We start from the raw sequence: 25,230 nt of genomic DNA, 5'->3' as shown, positions 1-25,230 counted from the left end.
TCCTCGGGCATTCGGCGGGATGGAGACGCCGCTCTGCGGCCATCCTGGCCTCAGGGCGTGTAGCGATAGTAGTCCTCGATGCTATCCCGAGTGATGATACCGGAAATTCGGCGCTTGATCGGCCCCGTCGAGGTTTCCACATAGAGGGCATCGACCCGCGCCTCGTTAAGACGATCCAGCGCCTCGCTGAGGGTCGCCTCGAGATGGATCGGCGCCATGTCCAGGCGCTGGCCCGGTACCTCGAGCAGGTCGATATGCTGCTCCTTGGCCCAGACCTCCTCGTCGAGCAGCACCCGGGCCAGATCAGCGGCCTTCAACGCCAGGGTCGGCTTGTCGTCCCGGGAGCGCACGATCACCACCCAGGCAGGCTTGGCATGCAAGAGCGCCTCGGCCTCCTCGCGGCCCACCAGCCGCTGGCTGCGCACCAGGCTACGCTCCATCACCGCCGGCACCGAGACCCGCGACAAAGCCTGTGCAAGCGGCTGCTGCAGCGGATGCAGGCCATGGCGGGTCAGGTTGATGAAGAAGCCCTCGCAGCGACACAGGCGCCGCGCGGTGAGCCCGGAGATCACCACCGCCAGCATGCCAGGTAGAATGATGTTGGGGTTGTGGGTCAGCTCCAGCAGCGCCATCAGGGCCGCCAGCGGCGCCTGCAGCACCGCCCCCATCATCGCCGCCATGCCGAGCATGGCGAACAGGGCCGGCTGTGCCGCCATCTCGGGCCATAGCCAGTGGCCGAGCAGGCCACACAGGGCGCCGGCGGCGGTGCCCGAGACCAGCACCGGCCCGATGATGCCGATGGGAATGCCGCTGGCCACGGTGATCGCGGTCAGCGCCAGCTTGGCCAGCGCCAGCGCCACCAGCACGTCCACCGCCAGGCCGCCATCGAGGGCGCTCGCCAGGCTGTCATAGCCGATGCCCTGCACCTCGGGGTACCACCAGGCCACCAGGCCGGTGACGCCCCCCACCGCGGCCAGGCGCACCGCGACGGGCCAGGCGGCGAAGCCGGTGGTGAGCTTGGCCAGGCGAATGAAGCCCCCCGCCAGCAGGCCGATCACCAGCGCACTGACCAGGATCCAGGACAGGTTGAACCAGGAATTCAGCGCCACGCTCGAGCCCTGAAAGGCGGGTTCGGTGGCATAGACCAGCTGCGCCACCACCGCCCCCATGCTGGCGGCCAGAATCACCGGCATGAAGCCGGCGATGGTGTATTCCATCATCACCACTTCCATGGCGAAGATCACCCCGGCGATCGGCGTATTGAAGGACGCCGAGATGCCCGCCGCGGTGCCGCAGGCCACCAGCACCCGCAGGCTGTTGTGGGGCAGGCGCAGGCGCTCGCCGATGCCGCTGACCGCCGCCGCGCCGAGATGGATCGCCGGCCCCTCCCGGCCGGCGGAGAGTCCGCCGAGCACAGAGGACACGCCGACCCACCACTGGTTCAGCCAGTTACGCAGCGGGAAGCGCCCCTGGTGATAGGTCAGGCGCTCGATCACATGGCCGACGCCGAGCTTGCGAGCCGCCGGCGGCTGGCGCCATAGGCCCACGCCGATCAGCGCCACCGCGGCCAGCGGCAACAGCGCCCGGCTCCAGGTCGGCAGCCCCTCGAAGGCTTCCGAATCCCCTCCCGGCATGAAGGCCAGCGCCCCCAGGTCCAGCAACAGGCGAAAGCCCACCATCAGGCTGCCGGTGGCGAGCCCGGCGATCGTCCCCAGCACACACAGCTGGGGCAGTGCATCGACATTGGCCAGTTTGCGACGGAAGGTCGCGAGGCTCAGGTCGGGGAAATGAAGGCGTGGCACGTTGGCGCGTCCTTGACCAAGGGCCCATGAGGGAGCCGTGAATCCACCGATGATTGCCTGACATGTGTATCATATCGGAACCATCTCTTCAGACTCGACCCCGCCGAGGGTCGGCCAGGCACCTTAGGAGGGACATCGTGATCAAGGTGGGCATTGTCGGTGGCACCGGGTATACCGGCGTCGAACTGCTGCGGCTGCTGGCCCAGCATCCTCAGGTCGAAGTGGCGGCCATCACCTCCCGCTCCGAGGCGGGCCTCGCCGTGGACGAGCTCTATCCCAACCTGCGCGGTAACTACCCGGGCCTTGTCTTCAGCGCCCCGGACGCCGACCTGCTGGGGCGCTGCGATGCCGTGTTCTTTGCCACGCCGCATGGCGTCGCCCATGCGCTGGCCGGCGATCTGCTCGCGCGCGGCACCCGGGTGATCGACCTCTCCGCCGACTTCCGCCTGGAGGACGCCGAGGAATGGGCTCAGTGGTACGGTCAGCCCCACGGCGCCCCCGAGCTGCTCGAGGAGGCCGTCTACGGGCTGCCCGAGGTCAACCGCGCGGCGATCCGCGAGGCGCGTCTGATCGCGGTGCCGGGCTGCTACCCCACGGCGGTGCAGCTGGGGCTGCTGCCGCTGCTGGAGGCCGGCCTGATCGATCGCGAGCGGGTGATCGCCGACTGCAAGTCCGGCGTCACCGGGGCCGGACGCGGCGCCAAGGTCGGCTCGCTGCTGGCCGAGGCCAGCGAATCCATGAAGGCCTATGGCGCCAGCGGGCATCGCCACCTGCCCGAGATCCGCCAGGGCCTAGCGCGGGCCGCCAAGGCGCCGGTGGGCCTGACCTTCGTGCCTCACCTGACGCCGATGATCCGCGGCATCCACGCGACCCTCTACGGCCAGCTGACCGGAGAGCCCAGCGATTTGCAGGCGCTGTTCGAGGCCCGCTTCGAGAATGAACCGGCGGTCGACGTGATGCCCGCGGGCAGCCACCCGGAGACCCGTAGCGTCAAGGGCAGTGACATCTGCCGGCTGGCCGTGCACCGGCCCGGCGACGGCGACACCGTGGTGATCCTTTCCGTGATCGACAACCTGGTCAAGGGCGCCTCCGGCCAGGCCATCCAGAACCTCAACCTGATGTTCGGCTTCGACGAGATGGCGGGCCTCCAGGCGCCGGCACTGATGCCCTGAACTGCCCCCTCTGGGTTATCCCCAGGAAGTCGGAGGCAGATCACAGCGAAGGTCCTCTGCCATGGATGGCAGAGGTAGCGCCCAGGGAAGGGTTCATAGCGCCTTCGCACGTGACCTGCCCCCGGCTTATCCTCCTCCAAAGTTGACCCTTTTGCTGGGGATTGGGGATAATCCTCGCATGAACCCCATTCCATCAACCGCGGGAGTGTCTCCATGAGCGGTGCCGAATCCTTCGACCCCGGATCCCTCAAGCCGATGCAGCTGTCACCAAGCGCCCAGCGGCGCCTGCGCGGACTGATCGCCGAGGAGGGCAACCCGGCGCTCAAGCTGCGCGTCTACGTCACCGGTGGTGGCTGCTCGGGCTTCCAGTACGGCTTCGATTTCGCCGATGATGCCAGCGAGGACGATACCCTGATCGCCTTCGATGACGTCGCCATGATCGTTGACCCGCTGTCCTATCAGTACCTGGTGGGCTCCACGGTCGACTATGAAGAGGGCCTCGCCGGAGCACGCTTCGTGATCCAGAATCCCAACGCCACCAGCACCTGCGGCTGCGGCGCCTCCTTCATGGTGTGAATCGCCGCCAACCTGGCGCATTTTGCTTCAACTTGACGCTTCCCCGGGAACTCGCCATTGTTAAAGGCGCGTTCCATAAACAAAATTTCCAAACGGGGAACCTCATGAAACAGCTGCATAAGAAAGCCTCCCTGCTTTCCTCTCTCGCCCTCGGCCTTGGCATGTCCACCCTTGCCAGCGCCGATAACCACGTGCTCGACGTAGTCACCGACCCGAGCTTCGTGCCCTTCGAGATGATGGATACCGAGTCCGGCGAGATGGTCGGCTTCGATATCGACATCATCACCGAAATCGCCGATCGCGCCGGCTTCGAAGTCAACCTGAACACCATGGACTTCAACGGTATCATCCCCGCGATCCAGACCGGCAACGTGGATATCGCCATCGCCGGCATCACCATCACCGACGAGCGCAGCGAGATCGTCGACTTCTCCGATCCCTACTACGATAGCGGCCTGCGCATCATGGTCGCCGCCGATAACGACAGCGTCAGCACCATCGACGACCTGGCCGGCATGACCATCGGCACCAAGATCGGCTCAACGAGCTATGACTACCTCACCGAGAACCTCGGTGACGAGGCCACCATCACGCCCTATCCGGGCAGCTCCGACATGTACATGGCCCTGCTCGGCGGCAGCGTCGATGCGGTCTTCTACGACGCGCCCAACGTCGGCTACTTCTCCAAGACCCGCGGCGAAGGCCGGGCCAAGGTCGTCGGCCCGCTCTACGAAGGCCAGCAATACGGCATTGCCCTGGTCAAGGGCAGCGAGTGGGTGAAGCCCGTCAACGAGGCCCTCGCGGCCATGCGCGAAGACGGCACCTACGACGAGATCCACGAAAAGTGGTTCGGTAGCGCCGAATAACGCGGCACGCCGGGGCTATGTCTGACACGTCAGCGCACGCTGGCCGTTACTCCAGACATGGTCCAGTCGCACGGGGTCGAGTCACCAGGCTCGACCCCTTTGCGTGGTGCCCTTTGCACCCCCTCTAACTGACGAAGCTTCTGGACGGGAGATCCCTCGTGGACGTCACCTTTCAATTCGACTGGCAGGCCGCCATATCCTCGATTCCCTACCTGCTGACGGGGATTCCCTACACCCTGCTGATCTCCTTCGGTGGTCTCGCCATCGGCTTTCTGATCGGCATCCTGTTTGGCCTTCTGCGCATCAGCCCGCTCGCCTGGCTGCGCATTCCGGCCATCGCCTACATCGAGATCTTCCGCGGCACGCCGGTGCTGGTACAGGTCCTCTTCATCTTCTATGGCCTGCCGCAGATCATCGGCGGCCCGGTCAATGCGCTGGTCGCCGGCATCGCCGCCATCGCGGTCAACTCCGGCGCCTACATCTCGGAAATCGTGCGCGGCGGCGTGCAGTCCATCGAGCGCGGCCAGCGTGAGGCCAGCCTGTCACTGGGCCTGTCGCGCACCCAATCGTTCCGCTACGTGATCTGGCCCCAGGCCTTTCGCCGCATGATCCCGTCGCTTGGCAACCAAGGCATCATCAGCATCAAGGATACCTCGCTGTTCTCGGTGATCGGCGTCGGTGAACTGGTCCGCCAGGGTCAGATCTACATCGCCACTACCTTCAGTGCCCTGGAGGTCTACCTGATGGTCGCCATGCTGTATCTCGCGATCACCCTGAGCCTCTCGCTGGCCTTGCGCCTGCTCGAGCGCAAGGGACTGGTAGGTCAATAAGCCGGGAAAACGAACGCCGGTACAACTAGGGAACCGATCATGACAGATATCAAGACAGGGCCCGGCGCCGAGCCGATCGTGCGCATGGAGAAGGTCAACAAGTTCTTCGGCAGCCTGCACGTGCTGCAGGACATCGAACTCTCGGTCAGCCACGGCGAAGTGGTGGTGATCATCGGCGCCAGCGGCTCGGGCAAGTCCACGCTGATCCGCTGCGTCAACGGCCTCGAGGAGTTCCAGAACGGCCATATCGATGTCGATGGCAACGAGCTGCTGCCTCACGGCAAGAGCAGCAAGTCGCTGCAGACCATCCGCACCGAGGTCGGCATGGTCTTCCAGCAGTTCAACCTCTTCCCGCACCTCAGCGTGCGCGACAACGTCACCCTGGCACCGATCAAGGTGCGTGGCACCAACGAGGCACAGGCCATCGAGAACGCCAACCGGCTGCTGGAACAGGTCAACATCGCCGACCAGGCCGACAAGCTGCCAGGCCAGCTCTCAGGCGGCCAGCAGCAGCGCGTAGCGCTGGCACGCGCATTGGCCATGGAGCCGCGTCTGATGCTCTTCGACGAGCCCACCTCGGCCCTCGATCCGGAGATGATCGGCGAGGTGCTGGATGCCATGCGCGAGCTCGCCAAGGCCGGCATGACGATGATGATCGTGACCCACGAAATGGGCTTTGCCCGGGAAGTGGCCGATCGCGTGATCTATATCCACAAGGGCCAGATCGTCGAGCAAGGCAAGCCGGAAGACGTGTTCGACAACCCTCAGAACGAACGCACCCAAAGCTTCCTGGGGCGCGTGCTCAAGCACTGACGCTGCGGCTTCACATGCTTCCCAAACCTCTCCGGTGCGGCTTCATGTGACCGGATCTGGCACCCCAAAGGGCCTGTCGACTTCTCGACAGGCCCTTTTTTTGGGCTGTGGACAAGTTTTTTGCCAAGGCCGTCCAATCTCTCCATGACCGGCAGCATCAGCGCCTTTTGCCTCATACCCCTTCATGTTGATCGTCGCGGTAACAACCCGCGCTGGGCTCGGTGGATAACCTTGGGTCATTCTCGGCTGTGGACAAGGCGCGCTTTCGTCCACAGGCTCGCGACAGGCTGTACGCATGCCCTCCGCCGTTTTTCACACGACTAGTCAACATTTCATGATGTTGATAAGAAAAGGGGAACAACGGTTTTCCACAGAAAGTGTCCACACCAGTAGTTACTACTACAACAGAACTTCTTCTTTATTTAATCTGTTTTTTATATTGAACCCCTCACTCAGCCTCACGGCTGAGAACCCGGGTGTGGAAAACCCCTGACGGTTACCCACAGGAGGTTTATACTGTGCGGCTGATTTCTCACCCCGTCGGCTGACGACGGCTATGGACACGGCGCCATCGGCGCCATTCGAGGTGCAACGTGGATTACCCCGACCGTTTTGACGTCATCGTCATCGGCGGAGGCCATGCGGGAACCGAAGCCGCCCTGGCCTCTGCTCGCATGGGTGCCAAGACCCTGCTGCTGACCCATAACATCGAGACGCTGGGCCAGATGTCCTGCAATCCGGCCATCGGCGGGATCGGCAAGAGCCATCTCGTCAAGGAGATCGATGCACTCGGCGGCGCCATGGCGCTGGCCACGGACATGGGCGGTATCCAGTTCCGCCGGCTCAATGCCCGCAAGGGCCCTGCCGTGCGCGCTACTCGTGCCCAGGCCGATCGGGTCCGCTACAAGGCGGCGATCCGCGGCATGCTGGAAAACCAGCCCAACCTGACGATCTTCCAGCAGGCGGCCGGCGATCTGATCGTCGATGGCGACACCGTGCGCGGCGCGGTGACCGAGACCGGCATCCGCTTTCTCGGTGAGAGCGTGGTGCTGTGCACCGGGACCTTCCTCGGCGGCGTGATCCATATCGGCCTCGACCAGAGCCGCGGCGGTCGCGCCGGCGATGCGCCGTCCAATGCCCTGGCGGAGCGCCTGCGGGCACTGCCGTTCAACGTGGCCCGCCTGAAGACCGGCACGCCGCCGCGCATCGATGCCCGCACCGTCGATTTCACCGACCTCGAGGAACAGCCCGGCGACAGCCCGACGCCGGTGATGTCATATCTCGGCAACCGGGAGATGCATCCTGATCAGGTCAGCTGTCATATCGCGCATACCAATGAGCGCACCCACGAGATCATCTTCGCCAACCTCGACCGCTCGCCGATGTACTCCGGCTCTATCGAGGGGGTCGGCCCGCGTTACTGCCCGTCCATCGAGGACAAGGTGCATCGCTTCGCCGACAAGGCCAGCCACCAGATCTTCATCGAGCCCGAGGGCCTGGATACCCACGAGCTCTACCCCAACGGGATTTCCACCTCGCTGCCCTTCGACGTGCAGCTCGAGGTGGTGCGCTCGATCAAGGGGCTGGAGAACGCGCATATCACGCGTCCCGGTTACGCCATCGAGTACGATTTCTTCGATCCCCGCGATCTGAAGCACACCCTGGAAACCAAGTTTGTCCACAACCTGTACTTCGCCGGCCAGATCAATGGCACCACCGGCTACGAGGAGGCCGGCGCCCAGGGGTTGCTCGCGGGCCTCAACGCCGCCCGTCGTGCACAAGGCCTCGATGGCTGGTCGCCGCGTCGCGATCAGGCCTACCTCGGGGTGCTGGTCGATGACCTGATCACCCTGGGCACTCAAGAGCCCTATCGCATGTTCACCTCGCGGGCCGAATATCGCCTGCTGCTGCGCGAGGACAACGCAGACCTGCGCCTGACCGAGATCGGCCGCGAACTGGGGCTGGTCGACGACGCCCGCTGGGCGGCCTTCACCACCAAGCGTGAGGCCATCGAGCGCGAGTCCGCCCGTCTCAAGACCAGTTTCGTGCAGCCGGGCAGTGCCGCGGCCAAAACACTCGAGGCCAAGACCGAGAAGCCGCTGACCCGTGAATACAGCCTCACCGAGCTGTTGCGCCGGCCGGAGTTCGAGTACGCCGATGTCGCTGGGCTTCCCGGCATAGCCGGCGAGCCGGTCGATGATCCGGCGGTGGCCGAGCAGGTGCAGATCCAGACCAAATACCAGGGTTACATCGAGCGTCAGCAGGACGAGATCGACAAGCTCAAGCGCCACGAGGCGACCCCGCTGCCGGCCGACCTGGACTACCAGCGCGTCGAGGGGCTCTCCCATGAGATCCGCCAGAAGCTCGAGGCCGCCCGCCCGGAGACCCTGGCCCATGCCGGCCGCATCTCCGGGGTGACGCCTGCCGCGGTGTCGATCCTGCTGATCCACCTGAAGAAGCGTCGCCTGCTCGACGACAGCCAGGCGGTAAGCGCATGAGTCACGTCCTCGCCAACACGGTCCCCGAGGCCGTGGCCGCCCGGCTCGACGCGGGGCTCGCGGCGCTCGACATCGCCCCCGATGACGCCCAGCGCGAGCGCCTGCTGGGCCTGCTGGCGTTGTTGCACAAGTGGAACCGCGCCTATAACCTCACCGCGGTACGCTCGCTCGATGACATGGTCACCAAACACCTGCTCGATAGCGCCTCGGTACTTGCCCAGGTGCGGGGGCCACGGCTGCTGGATGTCGGCGCCGGGCCTGGCCTGCCGGGGCTGGTGCTGGCGATCCTCAAGCCCGAACTCGATGTCACCCTGCTCGACAGCAACGGCAAGAAGGTGCGCTTCCAGCGCCAGGCGGTGTTCGAGCTGGGATTGACCAATGTCACGCCGAGCCAGGTGCGGGTCGAGGCCTTCGAGGCCACGCCCTTCGACCAGGTGATCTCCCGGGCCTTTGCGAGCCTTCAGGACTTCATCGGCCTGACCGAGCCCTTGCTGGCGCCGGGCGGGGAATGGTTGGCCATGAAGGGCAAGGCCAGCGACGAGGAGCTCGCGGCCCTGCCCGACGGAGTCGCCCTCATCGAGCGCCGCGCCCTGGCCGTGCCCGGCGAGGAAGGCGCCCGCCACCTGCTGACGCTGGCCCGCCGTACCGACTGAGACAGCGCTGCAACGCGATCACCAAGGCTGCCCCCGCTTTCAGGGAGCCGGACCCAGGAAGGATGCCGCTCGTGACCAAGATCATCGCCTTGACGAACCAGAAGGGCGGGGTGGGCAAGACCACCACGGCCGTCAATCTCGCCGCCAGCCTGGCGGCCCTCGACCGCCGGGTGCTGCTGGTCGACCTCGACCCGCAAGGCCATGCCACCATGGGCAGCGGCGTCGACAAGCACGAGCTCGACGGCAGCGTCCTCGACGTGCTGCTCGGCGACCAGCGCCCCGCCGATGTGATCCTGGACTGCCCCGAGGCCGGCTATGCGCTGCTGCCCGGCAACGGCGACCTGACCGCCGCCGAGGTCGCGCTGCTCGATCGTGACGAGGGCCGCGAGCGCTGCCTGCAGGAGGCCCTTGAGAGCGTGGCCAGCGAGTACGACGTGGTGCTGATCGATAGCCCGCCTTCGCTCAACATGCTGACCGTTAACGCCCTGACCGCCGCCCACGGCGTGTTGATTCCGCTGCAGTGCGAGTTCTATGCCCTCGAGGGGCTCTCGGCGCTGCTCGACACGGTCGAGCAGCTGCAGGCCAGCGTCAATCCGCGCCTCGAGGTGCTGGGCATCGTGCGCACCATGTTCGATGCCCGCAACAGCCTGACCCGTGATGTCAGCAAGCAGCTGCACGACTACTTCGGCGATGGCCTGCTCAAGACCACCATCCCCCGCAACGTGCGGGTCGCCGAGGCACCGAGTCACGGTCTGCCGGTGACCAAGTACGCCCGCCTCTCTCGCGGCAGCCAGGCCTATCGGGTGCTGGCCAAGGAGCTGATTCGCCGTCAGCTGATCTAGTCGCCCCGCCGATCGGGCGGGACCTGTAACGTTGGATCGATTTCGAGGATTGCAGATGACGCGTAAGCGAGCCCTGGGACGAGGCCTGGATGCCCTGATCGGTGCCGGTTCACGCCATCGTTCCCTCCAGCCGGACGAGAGTCTCGACGGTGCCGATGGCGAGGCCTTGGTGGCGATCGACGCTGCGGACGACCTCGCGCCCAAGGACCAGGAACGCCTCGAGCGCCTGCCGCTGGGCCAGCTCAGCCGTGGCAAGTACCAGCCGCGCCGTGACATTCAGCCCGAGGCGCTCGAGGAGCTGGCCGACTCGATCCGTGCCCAGGGGGTGATGCAACCCATCGTGGTGCGCCCGATCGATGAGGAGCGCTACGAGATCATCGCCGGCGAGCGGCGCTGGCGCGCCGCCCAGCTGGCCGAGCTCGACGTCATTCCCGCGGTGATCCGCGAGGTCAGCGACCAGGTGGCCCTGGCCCTGGCGGTGATCGAGAACATCCAGCGCGAGAACCTCAACCCGGTCGAGGAGGCCATGGCCCTCAAGCGCCTGCAGGACGAGTTCGAGCTGACTCAACAGCAGGTCGCCGATGCCGTGGGCAAGTCCCGGGCCCAGGTCGCCAATCTGATGCGCCTGCTGGCGCTGGATCCGGAGGTGCAGACCCTGCTCGAGCGCGGCGATCTGGACATGGGTCATGCCCGCGCCCTGCTGGCGCTGTCCGGTGCCGCCCAGCGCAGGGCGGCGCACGAGGTGGTCGACAAGGACCTAACGGTGCGCGCCACCGAAGCGCTGGTGAAGCAGCTGCTCGAGGGGACGCCGGCCAAGCCGTCCGCCGAGCCCCGCTCGACGGACGTGGTGCGCCTCGAGACTCAGCTCGGCGAGCTGCTCGGTGCCCCGGTGAAGATCCAGCACGGGCGCAGCGGCAAGGGTCGCCTGACCATCCGCTACACCAGCCTCGATGAGCTGGATGGCATCCTGGGACACATCCGTTAGGTGCGAGGCTAGGGCCGTTGCGCACCCGGGCGGGCCGCGGCCTCATTTAGCAAGCTAACGTAATTTGGCGACGTTTAGCGGGCTATTGGTCGTAGACTGGCGGAATATCGAGCAAAATCGCGATGGCTTCGGTTGAAGCCGACAGGGTGCTTCCCTATAATCGCGCCGGAGTCTGTCGCCGGTATGCGGCGACAGGAATGGGCAGACGAGGCAAGGCAGGGACGACGGTGGCAGCCAAGCTCAAGCGACCCCCCATTGCACGCCTGCTCGTGATTCAGGGCCTCATTCTGGCCGCGATCGGCCTTGTTACCGCCCTGATCGCCGGTATCGAGAACGGCAAGGCGGCGCTGGTCGGCAGTGGCGTCGCGACCTTGCCCGGTGCCTATTTCGCCGTGCGCGCCTTCCGCGTGCAGGGCGGGAGTCGCGCCCGAGCGGTGGCCCGGGGGCTCTATCGGGCCGAGGCCGGCAAGTTTGGTTTGACGGTGGCATTGTTCACGCTGGTGTTCCTGACAGTGCCTCTCTCAAATCATGCTTTATTCTTTAGCGCTTATGTGGTGACGCTGATCGCCCACTGGCTGGCCTCCTGGCTGGTGATGCGACAGACACCCAACTGAAATCGAGGCGGCTCATGGCAGGCAACAACCCCACTCCGACGGAGTATATCCAGCACCACCTGCAGAATCTGACCTACGGCTATCATCCGGAAAACGGCTGGTCGATCGCGCATTCTGCCGTCGAAGCTCGTGAGATGGGCTTCTGGGCGATTCACCTGGATACCATGGGCTGGTCCCTGGCCATGGGCGCGCTGTTCATCTGGCTGTTCCGCAAGGTCGGCAAGGCCGCCACCACCGGCGTGCCGGGCAAGCTGCAGAGTGCCATCGAGATGATCTTCGAGTTCATCGAAGGCACCGTGCGCGGCGCCTTCCACGGCAAGAACTCGCTGATCGCGCCGCTGGCTCTGACCCTGTTCGTCTGGATCTTCCTGATGAACCTGCTCAAGCTGGTGCCGGTTGACCTGGCGCCCGAGCTGTTCGCCCGCTTGGGCGTCGAGTACATGAAGCTGGTGCCGACGACGGACCCCAATGCCACCCTGGGCATGGCGCTCGGCGTCTTCTGCCTGATCATCTTCTACAGCGTCAAGGTCAAGGGCCTCGGCGGTTTCGCCAAGGAACTGTCGCTGACGCCGTTCAATCACTGGCTGCTGATCCCCTTCAACCTGGTGATGGAAATCATCGGCCTGTTGGTCAAGCCGCTCAGCCTCGGTCTGCGTCTGTTCGGTAACATGTTCGCCGGCGAGGTGATCTTCATCCTGATCGCGCTGCTGCCGTTCTGGGTGTCCTGGACGCTGAACGTACCCTGGGCCATCTTCCATATTCTCGTCATCACCCTGCAGGCATTCATCTTCACCGTGCTGACGGTGGTCTACCTGAATGCGGCACACGAGCATCACTGATTTACGCAGTCACCAATAACGCAGTACCCATTAACCCCTTGCACTTTAATCTCAACTCGATAGGAGCATCACCATGGAACTCGTCTACATTGCTGCCTCCCTCATGATCGGCCTCGGCGCACTGGGCACCGGCATCGGCTTCGCCCTGCTGGGCGGCAAGCTGCTCGAAACCACCGCGCGTCAGCCGGAGCTGAGCGACCAGCTGCAGACCAAGACCTTCCTGATGGCCGGCCTGCTCGACGCCGTGCCGATGATCGGCGTGGGTATCGCGATGTACCTGATCTTCGTCGTCGCCGGTTAACGATTGGCATGCCGAGCGCTCTGCGCTCGGTTTGCTTGTTTCCGGTCGCCACGAATCTGTCAGAGGTACGTCCCTGTGAATATCAACATGACGCTAATCGGGCAAATGATCGCCTTCGCGATCTTTGTCTGGTTCTGCACCAAGTACGTGTGGCCGCCGATCAGTAATGCGCTCCATGAGCGTCAGAAAAAGATCGCCGATGGCCTGGATGCCGCCAGCCGTGCAACACGCGACCTCGAGGTGGCCCAAGAAGAGGCCAACGAGACGCTGCGTGCGAGCAAGGAGCAGGCAGCCGAGATCCTGGAACAGGCGCATAAGCGCTCGAGCCAGATGGTCGAGGAAGCGCGCGAGCAGGCTCGCCAGGAAGGCGAGCGCATGATCACCGCGGCCAAGTCCGAGATCGACCAGGAAATCAATCGCGCGCGGGAAGATCTGCGTGCCCAGGTCTCGCGTCTCGCCGTTGTCGGCGCCGAGCGGATCCTGGAATCCTCCATCGATGAGCAGAAGCATCGCGATCTCGTCGACAAACTCGCCAACGAGCTTTGAGGAGGTGACCCATGGCGGAAACGTCTACCGTCGCACGTCCTTACGCTAAGGCGGCCTTCGAGCACGCGCTTGGCAAGGCGGCGCTCGACGACTGGTCCGGCATGCTGGCAACGCTTTCGCAGGTCGCCCGTCAGGGCGACGTGCACCAGCGGGTCCTGAGCAATCCTCAGCTGACCAGCGCGCAGAAGGTGGACCTGCTTCTCGAGCTCTGCGGCGACGCCGTCAGCGACGAGATCGGCAACTTCCTGCGTCAGATCGGCGCCCAGGGCCGTCTGTCCGCGCTGCCGGCTATCGCCGAGCAGTTCGAGCTGCTCAAGGCCCAGCAAGAGAAGCGCATGGACGTGCAGATCGTCTCTGCCTTCGCGCTGGATGAAGCGCAGCAGGACAAGCTCGCGAGTGCACTGGCCAAGCGTCTGAACCGCGAAATCTCCATTACCACTCAGGTGGATTCCACCCTCCTGGGAGGCGTCATCCTACGCGCCGGCGATACCGTCATCGACGGGTCGGTGCGTGGTCGACTGAACCGCCTCCACGAGGCCCTTTCCGCCTGAGTCTGAGGGACATGGCATGCAGCAACTGAATCCTTCCGAGATCAGCGACATCATCAAGCAGCGTATCGAAAAGCTGGATGTCGCATCCGAAGCCCGTAACGAAGGCACCATCGTCAGCGTGTCTGACGGTATCGTGCAGATCCACGGTCTGGCCGACGCGATGTTCGGCGAGATGATCGAATTCCCCGGCGGCATCTACGGCATGACGCTGAACCTCGAGCGCGACAGCGTCGGTGCCGTGGTGCTGGGCGACTACCAGCAGCTCGAGGAAGGCATGACCGCCCAGTGCACCGGGCGGGTACTCGAAGTGCCGGTGGGCCCGGAGCTGGTCGGCCGCGTGGTCGATGCCCTGGGTAACCCGATCGACGGCAAGGGCGACATCGACGCCAAGCTGACCGACGCGGTGGAAAAGGTCGCCCCGGGCGTCATCACCCGTCAGTCCGTCGACGAGCCGGTCCAGACCGGTCTCAAGTCGATCGACGCCATGGTGCCGATCGGTCGCGGTCAGCGTGAGCTGATCATCGGCGACCGCCAGATCGGTAAGTCGGCGATCGCCATCGACGCGATCATCAACCAGAAAGGCAAGGGCATCACCTGCGTCTACGTGGCCATCGGCCAGAAGCAGTCGACCATTGCCAACGTGGTGCGCAAGCTCGAAGAGCACGGCGCCATGGAACACACCATCGTGGTGGCGGCCGGCGCAGCCGACCCGGCCCCGATGCAGTTCCTCGCCGCCTACTCCGGCTGCACCATGGGCGAGTACTTCCGCGACCGCGGTGAAGACGCCCTGATCGTCTACGACGACCTGTCCAAGCAGGCCGTGGCCTACCGCCAGACCTCGCTGCTGCTGCGTCGTCCGCCGGGCCGCGAAGCCTTCCCGGGTGACGTCTTCTATCTCCACTCCCGTCTGCTCGAGCGCGCCGCGCGCGTCAACGCCGACTACGTGGAGAAGTTCACCAACGGTGAAGTCAAGGGCAAGACCGGCTCGCTGACCGCGCTGCCGATCATCGAGACCCAGGGCGGCGACGTCTCCGCGTTCGTTCCGACCAACGTGATCTCGATCACCGACGGTCAGATCTTCCTCGAGACCAACCTGTTCAACTCGGGCATCCGCCCGGCGATCAACGCCGGTCTGTCGGTCTCCCGTGTCGGTGGCTCGGCCCAGACCAAGATCGTCAAGAAACTCGGCGGCAGCGTGCGTCTGGCCCTGGCTCAGTATCGTGAGCTGGCGGCGTTCTCGCAGTTCGCTTCCGACCTCGACGACGCGACCCGCAAGCAGCTCGAGCACGGTCAGCGCGTCACCGAGCTGATGAAGCAGAAGCAGTACTCGCCGATGTCCGTGGCCGAGATGGCGCTGTCCCTGTACGCCGCCAACGAAGGCTTCCTGGACGACGTCGACGTCAGCAAGGTGCTGGACTTCGAGCAGGCCCTGCATGCCTACATGAAGGCCGAGCACGGCGATCTGCTCGACAAGATCAATGCCAGCGGCGACTACAACGACGAGATCAAGTCAGGCCTCAAGGCCGGTCTCGAGACGTTCAAGGCCACTCAGAGCTGGTGATTCCCCGGCCCGGTCAGGGCGTGCCCCTGGCCGGGTCACGGATGTTTCTGAGGGCCACGAACGAGAGGTAGATCGCTATGGCAGCTGGAAAAGAGATACGCACCCAGATCGGGAGCATCAAGAATACGCAGAAGATCACCAGCGCCATGGAAATGGTCGCTGCGTCGAAGATGCGTAAGGCTCAGGAGCGCATGGCGGCCAGCCAGCCCTATGCGCGCCAGATCCGCAATGTCGTTGGCCATCTCGCCGACGCCAACCCCGAGTATCGCCATGACTACATGGTCGAGCGCGAGGTCAAGCGGGTCGGTTATATCGTGGTCTCCACCGACCGCGGCCTGTGCGGTGGTCTGAACGTCAACCTGTTCAAGGCCGTGCTCAAGGATGCCAAGGCGTGGCAGGACAAGGGCGTCGAGCTCGACTTCTGCGCCCTGGGCGCCAAGGCCAGCGGCTTCTTCCGCAAGTACGGTGGACGCCTGGTATCGGCGACCAGCGGCATGGGCGAAGCCCCCGCGGTGGAAGACCTGATCGGCAGCGTCAAGGTGATGCTGGAAGCCTACGATGCGGGTCAGCTGGATCGGCTCTACGTGGTGCACAACCAGTTCGTGAACACCATGACCCAGAAGCCGGCCGTGCGGCAGCTGGTGCCGCTGTCTCCCGACATGGGTAGTGACGACTCGCAAGACGAAGAACACAGCCGTCCCGCAAGCTGGGACTACCTGTATGAGCCGGATGCCAAGGTGCTGCTGGACCGGCTGCTGGTGCGCTTCATCGAATCCCAGGTCTATCAGGGGGTGGTCGAGAACGCCGCCTGCGAACAGGCCGCGCGAATGATCGCGATGAAGAGTGCCACCGACAATGCCGGCGACCTGATCGACGAGCTTCAACTGGTGTACAACAAGGCCCGTCAGGCCGCGATTACCCAGGAAATCTCCGAGATCGTTGGCGGCGCGGCAGCCGTATAGCGCCACTGGGCCGGGCCGTCGCGCGGCGACTGGCCGCCCAGGCACACAGGTTTCATTTGCAGGTATCTAAGAGGAACCAAGATGAGCGGACGTATCGTACAGATCATCGGCGCGGTGATTGACGTAGAGTTTCCGCGGGACGCAGTTCCCAAGGTCTACGACGCGCTGAATGTCTCGCAGAGCGAGACCGTACTCGAGGTCCAGCAGCAGCTGGGCGACGGCGTGGTGCGCACCATCGCCATGGGCTCCACCGAGGGCCTCAAGCGGGGCACCGAGGTCGAGAACACCGGTGCAGCCATCTCCGTGCCGGTCGGCAAGGAGACCCTGGGCCGCATCATGAACGTGCTCGGTCAGCCGATCGACGAAGCCGGCGAGATCGGCGAGCAAGAGCGCATGCCGATCCACCGCAAGGCCCCGGGCTACGCGGATCAGGCGGCGACCAGCGAACTGCTCGAGACCGGCATCAAGGTCATCGACCTGGTCTGCCCGTTCGCCAAGGGTGGCAAGGTCGGCCTGTTTGGCGGTGCCGGTGTCGGCAAGACCGTCAACATGATGGAGCTGATTCGCAACATCGCCACCGAGCACAGCGGCTACTCCGTGTTCGCCGGCGTGGGCGAGCGTACCCGTGAGGGTAACGACTTCTATCACGAGATGACCGAATCCAACGTTATCGACAAGGTATCGCTGGTCTACGGTCAGATGAACGAGCCGCCCGGGAACCGCCTGCGCGTGGCCCTGACCGGCCTGACCATCGCCGAGAAGTTCCGCGATGAAGGCCGTGACGTGCTGCTGTTCGTCGACAACATCTACCGTTACACCCTGGCCGGTACCGAAGTGTCCGCGCTGCTGGGTCGTATGCCGTCGGCGGTGGGCTATCAGCCGACCCTGGCCGAGGAGATGGGTGTCCTGCAGGAGCGCATCACCTCCACCAAGACCGGCTCGATCACCTCCGTGCAGGCCGTCTACGTGCCCGCGGATGACCTGACCGACCCGTCGCCGGCGACCACCTTCTCGCACCTGGATGCGACCGTGGTACTGGCGCGCTCGATCGCCGAGCTGGGTATCTACCCGGCCATCGATCCGCTCGACTCCACCTCGCGTCAGCTCGATCCGCTGGTGGTCGGTGACGAGCACTACGATACCGCTCGCCGCGTGCAGGGCGTGCTGCAGCGCTACAAGGAGCTCAAGGACATCATCGCGATCCTGGGCATGGACGAGCTGTCCGATGAGGACAAGCTGGCCGTGAACCGGGCGCGTAAGATCCAGCGCTTCCTGTCGCAGCCGTTCTTCGTGGCCGAGGTCTTCACCGGTGCGCCGGGCAAGTACGTGTCCCTGAAGGAAACCATCCGTGGCTTCCAGGGCATCCTCAATGGCGATTACGACGAGCTGCCGGAGCAGGCCTTCTACATGGTTGGCACCATCGACGAAGCGGTCGAGAAAGCCAACTCCATGCAGTAAGGTCGTCCACCCTACGGGAGCCCCAGAGGGGACATAGCTATGGCGAAAAGCTTCAAGTGCGAGATCGTCAGCGCCGAGGCTTCGATCTTTTCCGGTGCCGTCGAGCAGGTGATTGCCGCGGGCGTGATGGGTGACCTGGGTATTCTCCCGGGTCACACGCCGCTGCTCACCGAGCTCTCGCCGGGCCCGGTGCGGGTCATTCATGATGGCGGACAGGAAGAGCACTACTACATCACCGGCGGCTTCCTCGAAGTGCAGCCCAAGGTAGTGACCATCCTGGCCGACACCGCCGTGCGCGCCGATGATCTGGATGAGGCGGCCGCCGAAGAGGCCCGCCAGCATGCACTGAAGGAACTCAACGACAGCAACGCCGATCTCGACTATTCGCGAGCCGCTTCCGAGCTCGCCGAGGCCGTTGCCCAGTTGCGGACCATTCAGCAATTGCGCAAGAAGGCCGGCAGGGGCTAAGCCTTACCCCTGGCCGTCCGTGACGCCCCTTGGACCCCAGGTTCAAGGGGCGTTTTCGTGTTGGCGATGCCCGTTTCTTGCTCTTCGGTGCGTCGCCGCCGGAGGGCCGGCGCAGGAAACCACCGGTGTCAGGAGGATGCCATGGCAGTGTCAGACAGCCTCGAGACCGACAAGGCGCGGCTCGAGACCGCCCTCGCGCAGCAGGACCGAGCCTGTGTGGAGGCGCTGCTCGACAAGCGGCGCTCCGCCGATGTGGCGGAGCTGCTCGAGGCCTTCGTCGATGAGGACGACGACGAGGCGACCGCACTTGCCCTGCTCGAGGCGTTGTCGCTCGAGCGGGGCGGCAATGTGTTCAGCTACCTGCGTGACGAGACCCAGCAGCGGCTCGCCGACGGCATGGCTGACCAGCCGTTGGTGATGCTGCTGGAGGAGATGGGCTCGGACGAGCGCACCGACTTCTTCAACCTGATCGGCGAGGATCGCCGCGAGGCCCTGCTGCGCCGCATGGCGCGCCTCCAGCGTGAGGAGGTGCTGCACCTGGCGAGCTATGAGGAAGGTACCGCCGGGGCCTTGATGACCGCCGACTATGTTGCGATCCCGGTCGGCCTCAGCGTCTCGCAGGCGCTGATGCGGGTGCGTCAGACGGCACCGGACGCCGAGACCGTCTATCAGGTCTATATCCTCGATGACGCCGGGCGGCTCAGCGGTACCCTGTCGCTGCGTCAGCTGATCGTGGCGCGGCCCGGGGCGGCGGTGGCCGAGCTGATGATCCGTGACGTTATCCACACCCGAGTGGATGCCGAGCAGGAAGATGTGGCCAAGCTGGTGGCTCGCTACGATCTGCTGGCGGTGCCGGTGGTCGATGACGCCGAGCGGCTGGTGGGCATCGTCACCCACGACGATGCCCTGGATGTGGTGGAAGCCGAGGCCACCGAAGATATCCACAAGGGGATGTCGATCGGTCAGCTCGAGACCGGCGTCAGCCGGGTGCCGCTCCTGAGCCTGTATCGCAAGCGCATCGTCTGGCTGGTGCTGCTGGTGTTCGGCAACCTCTTCTCGGGCGCCGGCATCGCCTTCTTCGAGGACACCATCGCCGCCCAGGTGGCGCTGGTGTTCTTCCTGCCGCTGCTGATCGGCAGCGGCGGCAACGCCGGTGCCCAGGCCGCCACCCTGACGGTGCGCGGCATGGCCACCGGCGACGTCGGGGTGCGTGACTGGGGCAAGCTGATGGGCCGTGAACTGCTGGTGGCCGGCGCCCTGGGCCTGACCATGGCGCTGGCCGTGGCGCCGATCGGCATGATGCGCGGCGGTGAAACAGTCGCCATGGTGGTGGCGGTGAGCATGATCACCATCGTGTTGTTCGGCAGCCTGCTCGGCATGTGCCTGCCCTTCCTGCTCGATCGCCTCGGCTGGGATCCGGCCACTGCCTCGGCGCCGCTGGTCACCACGGTGATCGATGCCTGCGGGGTGGTGATCTACTTCGGCATCGCCCGCTACCTGCTGGGGCTTGGATAGAGGGCTCGCCTAGAGACGAGGACAAGGGCCGGCGAGGACAAGGGCGGCCGTGACGTGTATCCTCAAGCCCCGCTTGGCAGGCGCAGGGGGCGCCTGGCGATCTCACTCGAACAGCGAAAGTGAACTGCATGGATTGGCTACAGGTCATCGTTCTGGCCCTGGTACAGGGCATCTCCGAATTCTTGCCGGTATCGAGTTCCGCTCACCTGGTGTTGGTGCCGGCACTGACCGACTGGCCCGATCAGGGGCTGGCCTTCGATGTGGCCCTGCATGTCGGCAGCCTCGCGGCGGTGGTGCTCTACTTCCGCCGCGACCTGGTGAGGATGGTGACCAGCTGGTGCGGTTCGCTCGCCGGACGCGGTCAGGACGAGAACTCCCGGCTCGCCTGGTGGGTGATCCTGGCCACCATTCCGGTGGGGCTGGTCGGGCTCCTGTGCAAGGACCTGATCGAGGCCAACCTGCGCTCCGCGGTGCTGATCGGGGCGAGCCTTGCCGGCTTCGGGCTGTTGCTGGGCTGGGCCGACGCGCGTTGTCGCGGTGCCCGCAGCGAGTTCGAGCTTAACTGGAAGGGTGCCCTGCTGATCGGCCTGGCCCAGGCGCTGGCGCTGATCCCGGGCACCTCGCGTTCGGGAATCACCATGACCGCAGCCCTGATGCTGGGCCTGAGCCGTGAGGCCTCGGCACGCTTCTCCTTCCTGACCTCGATTCCGGTCATCGTGCTGGCCGGTGGCCTCAAGACCCTGGACCTGCTCGAGTCCCCTGCGCCCGTGGACTGGGCAGCGCTGGCCGGGGGGACCCTGCTGTCCGGGATCAGCGCCTATCTGTGCATTCATTACTTCCTGATCTTCATCCACCGCATCGGCATGCAGCCCTTCGTGATCTATCGCGTGGTCTTCGGGCTGTGGCTGGTGTGGTTCTTCTGGTAGGACCACGATCATGACGCGCCGCCTTTCCCTGTTCGCGCTTTTCATGCTGCTGCTTCCGGTTATGCTGGGAGGCTGCAGCGAACCCTTGCGCGAGGCGCCGATCACGCTAAAGGGCCAGATCTTCGGCACCTACTACCAGGTGATCCTGGCCGAGCCGATGCGCCGTGATGAAGTCGCGGACCTCGAGGCCGGCATTCGGGAGGCACTCGAGGCGGTCGATGCCTCGATGTCGACCTACAGGGAGGACTCGGAGCTCTCGGCCTTCAATCACTCCCCGATCGGCGAGTGGCAGAGCCTCTCGCCCGAGCTGATGCAGGTGCTCGAGATCAGCCGGCGAGTCTCGCGAGCGAGCGATGGCGCCTTCGACATCACCGTAGGGGGACTCGTGAACCTGTGGAGCTTCGGCCCCGAGGCACGCCCCGAGACGGTGCCGCCCGAGAATCTGCTCGAGGAGCGCCTCGCCCAGATCGGCCCCGACAAGGTCGAGCTCGATACCGAAACCGGCCGTGCTCGGCGCCTCGGCGATGTCTATGTGGATCTCTCGGCGGTGGCCAAGGGCTACGGCGTCGATCGGGTCGGCGCCTATCTCGAGGCCCAGGGTGTCGAGCATTTCCTGGTCGATATCGGTGGCGAGCTCGTGCTGCGCGGCTATCGGAACGGCGAGGCCATGCCCTGGCGGGTCGGCGTCGAGGTGCCCGACGAGCATCGCCAGGTGGCGCAGTACGTGCTGGCCCTGACCGATCTCGCCCTCGCCACCTCCGGCGACTATCGCAACTACTTTGAAGAGGATGGGAAACGCTATTCCCATACCATCGACCCCCGCACCGGGCGCCCGGTCGAACATGCACTGGCCTCGGTGACGGTGCTCGATGATACCGCGGCCGAGGCTGATGCCTGGGCCACCGCGCTCAGCGTGCTGGGGCCCCGAGCAGCGCTCGACACCGCCCGCCGTGAAGGACTCGCGGTGCTGACTCTGGAGCGCGACGGCGAGGGCTGGCGCAGTCGGGTCAGCCCGGCCTTCGCCGAGCGGGTCGGCGAAGGCGCTCTCGACAAGTTAGGCATCAATCGACCGGGCCAGGCCCCGGCGTCAGACAACGAGGAGACATGATGACACTCGACGTGGTGATTCTCGCCGCCGGCCAGGGTACGCGGATGCGTTCCCGCAAGCCCAAGGTCCTGCATACCCTCGCCGGTAAGCCGATGGTGCGTCATGTGATCGATACCGCGGCGGGGCTGGGCGCCGACAAGCTGCATGTGGTGATCGGCCATGGCGGTGATGCCATGCGCCAGGCGCTTGGCGATACCGGCGTGCATTTCGCGGTGCAGGAGGAGCAGCTCGGCACCGGCCACGCCGTGGCCCAGACCCTCGACCAGCTCGGCCACGACAAGGTGCTGGTCCTCTACGGGGACGTACCGCTGATTCGCCGCGAGACCCTCTCGGCCCTGCTCGAACGGGTCGACGAGGAGCACATGGGATTGCTCACCGTGACCCTTGATGACCCGTCGGGTTATGGCCGTATCCTGCGCGACGATCAGGACCGGGCGGTGGCCATCGTCGAGCACAAGGACGCCTCCGAGCGCGAACGCGCGGTCAAGGAGTGCAACACCGGCATCATGGCCATGACCGCGGCGCAGCTGAAGCGCTGGCTGCCGCGGCTGTCCGCCGACAACCAGCAGGGCGAGTACTACCTGACAGACGTGATCGCCATGGCCGCCGCCGAGGGCGTGGGCATCGTCACCGCCCAGCCGGCCGCGCCGGTGGAGGTCGAAGGGGTCAACAATCGCCTGCAGCTGGCCCGCCTGGAGCGGGCCTACCAGCAGGGCATCGCCGAGCGGCTGATGACCGAGGGCGTGGCCCTGGCCGACCCGGCACGGCTCGACGTGCGCGGCACCCTGACCTGCGGCCATGACGTCGAGATCGATATCGGCTGCGTCTTCGAGGGCGAGGTGACCCTCGGCGAGGGGGTTCGCATCGGGCCCTACTGCGTGATCCGCGACAGCCACCTCGGTGCCGAGACGGTGGTCGAGGCCCACAGCGTGCTCGATCAGGCGGTGGCCGCGGGGCACAATCGGGTCGGTCCCTTCGCGCGGCTGCGCCCCGGTACCCAGCTGGCCATCAAGGCCAAGGTCGGCAACTTCGTCGAGACCAAGAACGCCCGGGTTGGCGAGGGCAGCAAGATCAATCACCTGAGCTATGTCGGTGATGCTCACCTGGGCGAGGGTGTGAACGTCGGCGCCGGGACCATCACCTGCAACTACGACGGCGTCAACAAGCATCGCACCGAGATCGGCGATGGCGCCTTCATCGGCTCCAACACCGCTTTGGTGGCGCCGGTCAGCATCGGCACGGGCGCCACCATCGGGGCCGGCTCGACCATCAGCAAGGACGTGGGCGACAACGCCCTGGCGGTATCCCGGGCACGCCAGATCAGCAAGGCCGACTGGCCGCGCCCGAGCAAGGTCGTCAAGGACTGACGGCGTCTCAGACAACAGTGACACTATCCGCCCCGGGCGTGCGACGCTGATCAGCGCCCGGCCGGGGCGCCACGACGGCTCGACATGACGGTCCGGCCGTCGGCAAGAATCGAGAGGAGAAGGGCATGTGTGGAATCGTCGCAGGGATCGCCGAGCGTAATGTTCAGGGCATTCTGCTAGAGGGCCTGAAGCGCCTCGAGTACCGGGGCTATGACTCGGCCGGGATGGCCGTGTTGACGGCCGAGGGGCGCCTCGATCGTCAGCGTGCCGCCGGCAAGGTGGCGGCCCTGGAGGCCTGTCTGGATGCCTCGCCGCTGGTCGGCAGCGTGGGTATCGCCCATACCCGCTGGGCGACCCACGGCAAGCCCAGCGAGCACAATGCCCATCCCCACCAGTCCGGCGACAGCCTGGCGGTGGTCCATAACGGCATCATCGAGAACTTCGAGACCCTCAAGGCCGAACTTGAAGGCCAGGGCTATGCCTTCACCTCGGACACCGATACCGAGGTTATCGCCCACCTGGTCGGCCGTGAGTACACCCTCGGCCAGGACCTGCTGGCGGCGGTGCAGCGGGTACTGGCGACGCTGGACGGCGCCTATGCGCTGGGCGTGATCCACCGGGGCGAGCCCGATACCCTGATCGGCGCCCGCAAGGGCAGCCCGCTGGTGGTCGGCGTGGGCATCGAGGAGGCCTTCCTGGCCTCCGACCCCCTGGCGCTCTTGCAGGTCACCGACCGCTTCATCTACCTGCAGGAAGGCGACGTGGTACGCCTGCGTCGCGGTGGCAGCATCGAGATCTTCGATGCCGCGGGCGAAGCCGTGGAGCGGCCGATCCAGGTCTTCGAGCACGGTGACGGCGCCGCCAGCAAGGGCGAGTACCGTCACTTCATGCTCAAGGAGATCTACGAGCAGCCCCAGGTGTTGGCGGCGACCCTCGAGGGGCGGCTGGGCGAGCGCAGCGTGCTTATCGAGAGCTTCGGCACCGGGGCCGAGGCGCTGCTGTCGACGGTCAAGCAGGTGCATATCGTCGCCTGCGGCACCAGCTACCACGCGGGCCTGGTGGCGCGCTACTGGCTCGAGCAGTACGCCGGTATCCCCACTCAGGTCGAGGTGGCCTCGGAATTCCGCTATCGCCGGGTGGTAGTGCCCGAGGGCACCCTGTTCGTGACCCTGTCCCAATCCGGTGAGACCGCCGACACCCTGGCCGCGCTGCGCTTCGCCCGGGACCTCGGCTATGTGGGCAGCCTTTCGATCTGCAACGTGCCCGGCAGCTCCCTGGTGCGCGAGTCCGACCTGACGCTGATGACGCAGGCCGGCCCCGAGATCGGCGTGGCCTCGACCAAGGCCTTCACCACTCAGCTCGCCGCTCTGATGCTGCTAAGCCTGGGCCTTGGCAAGGTGCGTGGCATGGACGAGGGTCGTCAGGCCGAGATCGTCCAGGCTCTGCGTGGCCTGCCCTCGGTGGTGAGCCGGGTGCTGGGGCTGGATGGCGAGATCGAGGCGTTGTCCACGGCCTTTGCCGAGAAGCACCATGCGCTCTTCCTGGGACGCGGCGCTCATTTCCCGATCGCCCTGGAAGGTGCGCTCAAGCTCAAGGAGATCTCCTACATCCACGCCGAGGCCTATCCCGCCGGCGAGCTCAAGCACGGCCCGCTGGCACTGGTCGACAGCGAGATGCCGGTGATCTCGGTGGCCCCCAACGACGCCCTGCTCGACAAGCTCAAGTCGAACCTGCAGGAGGTACGCGCCCGGGGCGGCGAGCTCTACGTCTTCGCCGACGAGAGCGTGGGGCTCGAGGAAGCCGAGGGGTTGCATGTGCTGCGCTTGCCGCACATCGACGAGGCCCTGGCGCCGATCCTCTATACACTGCCGCTGCAGCTGCTGTCCTACCACGTGGCGGTGCTCAAGGGTACCGACGTCGATCAGCCGCGTAACCTGGCGAAGTCGGTGACCGTGGAATAACGCCATCGGCCTGCTT

24 protein-coding genes are annotated in these 25,230 nt (G+C 65.4%); 23 read left to right on the top strand and 1 reads right to left on the bottom strand.

Annotated features, from left to right (window positions below):
- Window positions 1–50: 50 nt before the first annotated feature.
- Entirely contained in the window at window positions 51–1,802 is a 1,752-nt protein-coding gene (locus IEJ03_RS15685) for a chloride channel protein (protein ID WP_192035715.1), read from the bottom strand.
- Between the two features lie 137 nt (window positions 1,803–1,939).
- Here IEJ03_RS15685 and argC point away from each other — a divergent pair, with 137 nt between their 5' ends.
- From argC to glmS, 23 genes are all read left to right on the top strand, one after another.
- Entirely contained in the window at window positions 1,940–2,974 is a 1,035-nt protein-coding gene (argC, locus tag IEJ03_RS15680; protein WP_192035714.1) for an N-acetyl-gamma-glutamyl-phosphate reductase, read from the top strand.
- A gap of 213 nt (window positions 2,975–3,187) precedes the next feature.
- A complete protein-coding gene (gene erpA / locus IEJ03_RS15675) occupies window positions 3,188–3,550 on the top strand; it encodes an iron-sulfur cluster insertion protein ErpA (protein ID WP_192035713.1) in 363 nt (120 codons plus the stop codon).
- A gap of 104 nt (window positions 3,551–3,654) precedes the next feature.
- Window positions 3,655–4,416, top strand: coding sequence for a transporter substrate-binding domain-containing protein (locus IEJ03_RS15670; protein ID WP_192035712.1), 762 nt, complete (start codon window positions 3,655–3,657; stop codon window positions 4,414–4,416).
- 158 nt (window positions 4,417–4,574) lie between these two features.
- The gene (locus IEJ03_RS15665; RefSeq protein ID WP_192035711.1) at window positions 4,575–5,246 is read left to right on the top strand and encodes an amino acid ABC transporter permease; all 672 of its coding nucleotides are present in this window, start codon (window positions 4,575–4,577) and stop codon (window positions 5,244–5,246) included.
- A gap of 39 nt (window positions 5,247–5,285) precedes the next feature.
- On the top strand, window positions 5,286–6,059 hold the full coding sequence (locus IEJ03_RS15660; RefSeq protein WP_277950333.1) for an amino acid ABC transporter ATP-binding protein: 774 nt from the start codon (window positions 5,286–5,288) through the stop codon (window positions 6,057–6,059).
- Between the two features lie 593 nt (window positions 6,060–6,652).
- Window positions 6,653–8,557 carry a tRNA uridine-5-carboxymethylaminomethyl(34) synthesis enzyme MnmG gene (mnmG, locus tag IEJ03_RS15655; RefSeq protein ID WP_192035710.1) on the top strand — a complete coding sequence of 635 codons (1,905 nt, stop codon included), beginning with the start codon at window positions 6,653–6,655 and terminating at the stop codon, window positions 8,555–8,557.
- Window positions 8,554–9,210: a 16S rRNA (guanine(527)-N(7))-methyltransferase RsmG gene (rsmG, locus tag IEJ03_RS15650; protein ID WP_192035709.1), complete on the top strand. Its 657-nt coding sequence runs from the start codon at window positions 8,554–8,556 to the stop codon at window positions 9,208–9,210. Before mnmG ends, rsmG begins: the two co-directional genes overlap by 4 nt.
- Window positions 9,211–9,281: 71 nt before the next feature.
- A complete protein-coding gene (locus tag IEJ03_RS15645) occupies window positions 9,282–10,052 on the top strand; it encodes a ParA family protein (RefSeq protein WP_192035708.1) in 771 nt (256 codons plus the stop codon).
- 55 nt (window positions 10,053–10,107) lie between these two features.
- On the top strand, window positions 10,108–11,037 hold the full coding sequence (locus IEJ03_RS15640; protein WP_192035707.1) for a ParB/RepB/Spo0J family partition protein: 930 nt from the start codon (window positions 10,108–10,110) through the stop codon (window positions 11,035–11,037).
- Window positions 11,038–11,264: 227 nt separating this feature from the next.
- Window positions 11,265–11,651 carry an ATP synthase subunit I gene (locus IEJ03_RS15635; protein ID WP_192035706.1) on the top strand — a complete coding sequence of 129 codons (387 nt, stop codon included), beginning with the start codon at window positions 11,265–11,267 and terminating at the stop codon, window positions 11,649–11,651.
- Window positions 11,652–11,665: 14 nt separating this feature from the next.
- Window positions 11,666–12,490, top strand: a complete 825-nt coding sequence (gene atpB, locus IEJ03_RS15630) for a F0F1 ATP synthase subunit A (protein ID WP_192035705.1) — start codon at window positions 11,666–11,668, stop codon at window positions 12,488–12,490.
- 73 nt (window positions 12,491–12,563) lie between these two features.
- Window positions 12,564–12,791: a F0F1 ATP synthase subunit C gene (gene atpE, locus IEJ03_RS15625; protein ID WP_192035704.1), complete on the top strand. Its 228-nt coding sequence runs from the start codon at window positions 12,564–12,566 to the stop codon at window positions 12,789–12,791.
- A gap of 75 nt (window positions 12,792–12,866) precedes the next feature.
- A complete protein-coding gene (locus tag IEJ03_RS15620; RefSeq protein ID WP_192035703.1) occupies window positions 12,867–13,337 on the top strand; it encodes a F0F1 ATP synthase subunit B in 471 nt (156 codons plus the stop codon).
- 11 nt (window positions 13,338–13,348) lie between these two features.
- A complete protein-coding gene (locus IEJ03_RS15615; protein ID WP_192035702.1) occupies window positions 13,349–13,888 on the top strand; it encodes a F0F1 ATP synthase subunit delta in 540 nt (179 codons plus the stop codon).
- A gap of 16 nt (window positions 13,889–13,904) precedes the next feature.
- Window positions 13,905–15,449: a F0F1 ATP synthase subunit alpha gene (gene atpA, locus IEJ03_RS15610; protein WP_192035701.1), complete on the top strand. Its 1,545-nt coding sequence runs from the start codon at window positions 13,905–13,907 to the stop codon at window positions 15,447–15,449.
- Window positions 15,450–15,526: 77 nt separating this feature from the next.
- Complete coding sequence (gene atpG, locus IEJ03_RS15605; RefSeq protein WP_192035700.1) at window positions 15,527–16,411, top strand: F0F1 ATP synthase subunit gamma; 885 nt, start codon at window positions 15,527–15,529, stop codon at window positions 16,409–16,411.
- Between the two features lie 81 nt (window positions 16,412–16,492).
- Window positions 16,493–17,869, top strand: a complete 1,377-nt coding sequence (gene atpD / locus IEJ03_RS15600) for a F0F1 ATP synthase subunit beta (protein ID WP_192035699.1) — start codon at window positions 16,493–16,495, stop codon at window positions 17,867–17,869.
- A 39-nt stretch (window positions 17,870–17,908) separates the two neighbouring features.
- Complete coding sequence (locus tag IEJ03_RS15595; protein ID WP_192035698.1) at window positions 17,909–18,337, top strand: F0F1 ATP synthase subunit epsilon; 429 nt, start codon at window positions 17,909–17,911, stop codon at window positions 18,335–18,337.
- Window positions 18,338–18,478: 141 nt separating this feature from the next.
- Complete coding sequence (gene mgtE, locus IEJ03_RS15590) at window positions 18,479–19,852, top strand: magnesium transporter (RefSeq protein WP_192035697.1); 1,374 nt, start codon at window positions 18,479–18,481, stop codon at window positions 19,850–19,852.
- A 128-nt stretch (window positions 19,853–19,980) separates the two neighbouring features.
- Window positions 19,981–20,778 carry an undecaprenyl-diphosphate phosphatase gene (locus IEJ03_RS15585; RefSeq protein WP_192035696.1) on the top strand — a complete coding sequence of 266 codons (798 nt, stop codon included), beginning with the start codon at window positions 19,981–19,983 and terminating at the stop codon, window positions 20,776–20,778.
- Window positions 20,779–20,788: 10 nt separating this feature from the next.
- On the top strand, window positions 20,789–21,886 hold the full coding sequence (locus IEJ03_RS15580) for an FAD:protein FMN transferase (RefSeq protein ID WP_192035695.1): 1,098 nt from the start codon (window positions 20,789–20,791) through the stop codon (window positions 21,884–21,886).
- On the top strand, window positions 21,883–23,253 hold the full coding sequence (gene glmU, locus IEJ03_RS15575; RefSeq protein ID WP_192035694.1) for a bifunctional UDP-N-acetylglucosamine diphosphorylase/glucosamine-1-phosphate N-acetyltransferase GlmU: 1,371 nt from the start codon (window positions 21,883–21,885) through the stop codon (window positions 23,251–23,253). Before IEJ03_RS15580 ends, glmU begins: the two co-directional genes overlap by 4 nt.
- Before the next feature lie 125 nt (window positions 23,254–23,378).
- Window positions 23,379–25,214 carry a glutamine--fructose-6-phosphate transaminase (isomerizing) gene (gene glmS, locus IEJ03_RS15570; protein WP_192035693.1) on the top strand — a complete coding sequence of 612 codons (1,836 nt, stop codon included), beginning with the start codon at window positions 23,379–23,381 and terminating at the stop codon, window positions 25,212–25,214.
- The last annotated feature ends 16 nt before the right edge of the window (window positions 25,215–25,230 follow it).

It is taken from the genome of Halomonas sp. YLGW01, assembly GCF_014840935.1.
Taxonomy (GTDB): domain Bacteria; phylum Pseudomonadota; class Gammaproteobacteria; order Pseudomonadales; family Halomonadaceae; genus Onishia.
This window is presented reverse-complemented; position numbering and strand designations above follow the sequence as displayed.

What these genes read in the sequence shown, in the direction of transcription:
- IEJ03_RS15640 (WP_192035707.1), top strand. Translation starts at nt 10,108, where the DNA reads ATGACGCGTAAGCGAGCCCTGGGACGAGGCCTGGATGCCCTGATCGGT.
- atpG (WP_192035700.1), top strand. Translation starts at nt 15,527, where the DNA reads ATGGCAGCTGGAAAAGAGATACGCACCCAGATCGGGAGCATCAAGAAT.
- IEJ03_RS15595 (WP_192035698.1), top strand. Translation starts at nt 17,909, where the DNA reads ATGGCGAAAAGCTTCAAGTGCGAGATCGTCAGCGCCGAGGCTTCGATC.
- erpA (WP_192035713.1), top strand. Translation starts at nt 3,188, where the DNA reads ATGAGCGGTGCCGAATCCTTCGACCCCGGATCCCTCAAGCCGATGCAG.
- atpA (WP_192035701.1), top strand. Translation starts at nt 13,905, where the DNA reads ATGCAGCAACTGAATCCTTCCGAGATCAGCGACATCATCAAGCAGCGT.
- rsmG (WP_192035709.1), top strand. Translation starts at nt 8,554, where the DNA reads ATGAGTCACGTCCTCGCCAACACGGTCCCCGAGGCCGTGGCCGCCCGG.
- atpE (WP_192035704.1), top strand. Translation starts at nt 12,564, where the DNA reads ATGGAACTCGTCTACATTGCTGCCTCCCTCATGATCGGCCTCGGCGCA.
- IEJ03_RS15615 (WP_192035702.1), top strand. Translation starts at nt 13,349, where the DNA reads ATGGCGGAAACGTCTACCGTCGCACGTCCTTACGCTAAGGCGGCCTTC.
- IEJ03_RS15580 (WP_192035695.1), top strand. Translation starts at nt 20,789, where the DNA reads ATGACGCGCCGCCTTTCCCTGTTCGCGCTTTTCATGCTGCTGCTTCCG.
- IEJ03_RS15670 (WP_192035712.1), top strand. Translation starts at nt 3,655, where the DNA reads ATGAAACAGCTGCATAAGAAAGCCTCCCTGCTTTCCTCTCTCGCCCTC.
- atpB (WP_192035705.1), top strand. Translation starts at nt 11,666, where the DNA reads ATGGCAGGCAACAACCCCACTCCGACGGAGTATATCCAGCACCACCTG.
- IEJ03_RS15585 (WP_192035696.1), top strand. Translation starts at nt 19,981, where the DNA reads ATGGATTGGCTACAGGTCATCGTTCTGGCCCTGGTACAGGGCATCTCC.
- mgtE (WP_192035697.1), top strand. Translation starts at nt 18,479, where the DNA reads ATGGCAGTGTCAGACAGCCTCGAGACCGACAAGGCGCGGCTCGAGACC.
- IEJ03_RS15660 (WP_277950333.1), top strand. Translation starts at nt 5,286, where the DNA reads ATGACAGATATCAAGACAGGGCCCGGCGCCGAGCCGATCGTGCGCATG.
- atpD (WP_192035699.1), top strand. Translation starts at nt 16,493, where the DNA reads ATGAGCGGACGTATCGTACAGATCATCGGCGCGGTGATTGACGTAGAG.
- glmS (WP_192035693.1), top strand. Translation starts at nt 23,379, where the DNA reads ATGTGTGGAATCGTCGCAGGGATCGCCGAGCGTAATGTTCAGGGCATT.
- glmU (WP_192035694.1), top strand. Translation starts at nt 21,883, where the DNA reads ATGATGACACTCGACGTGGTGATTCTCGCCGCCGGCCAGGGTACGCGG.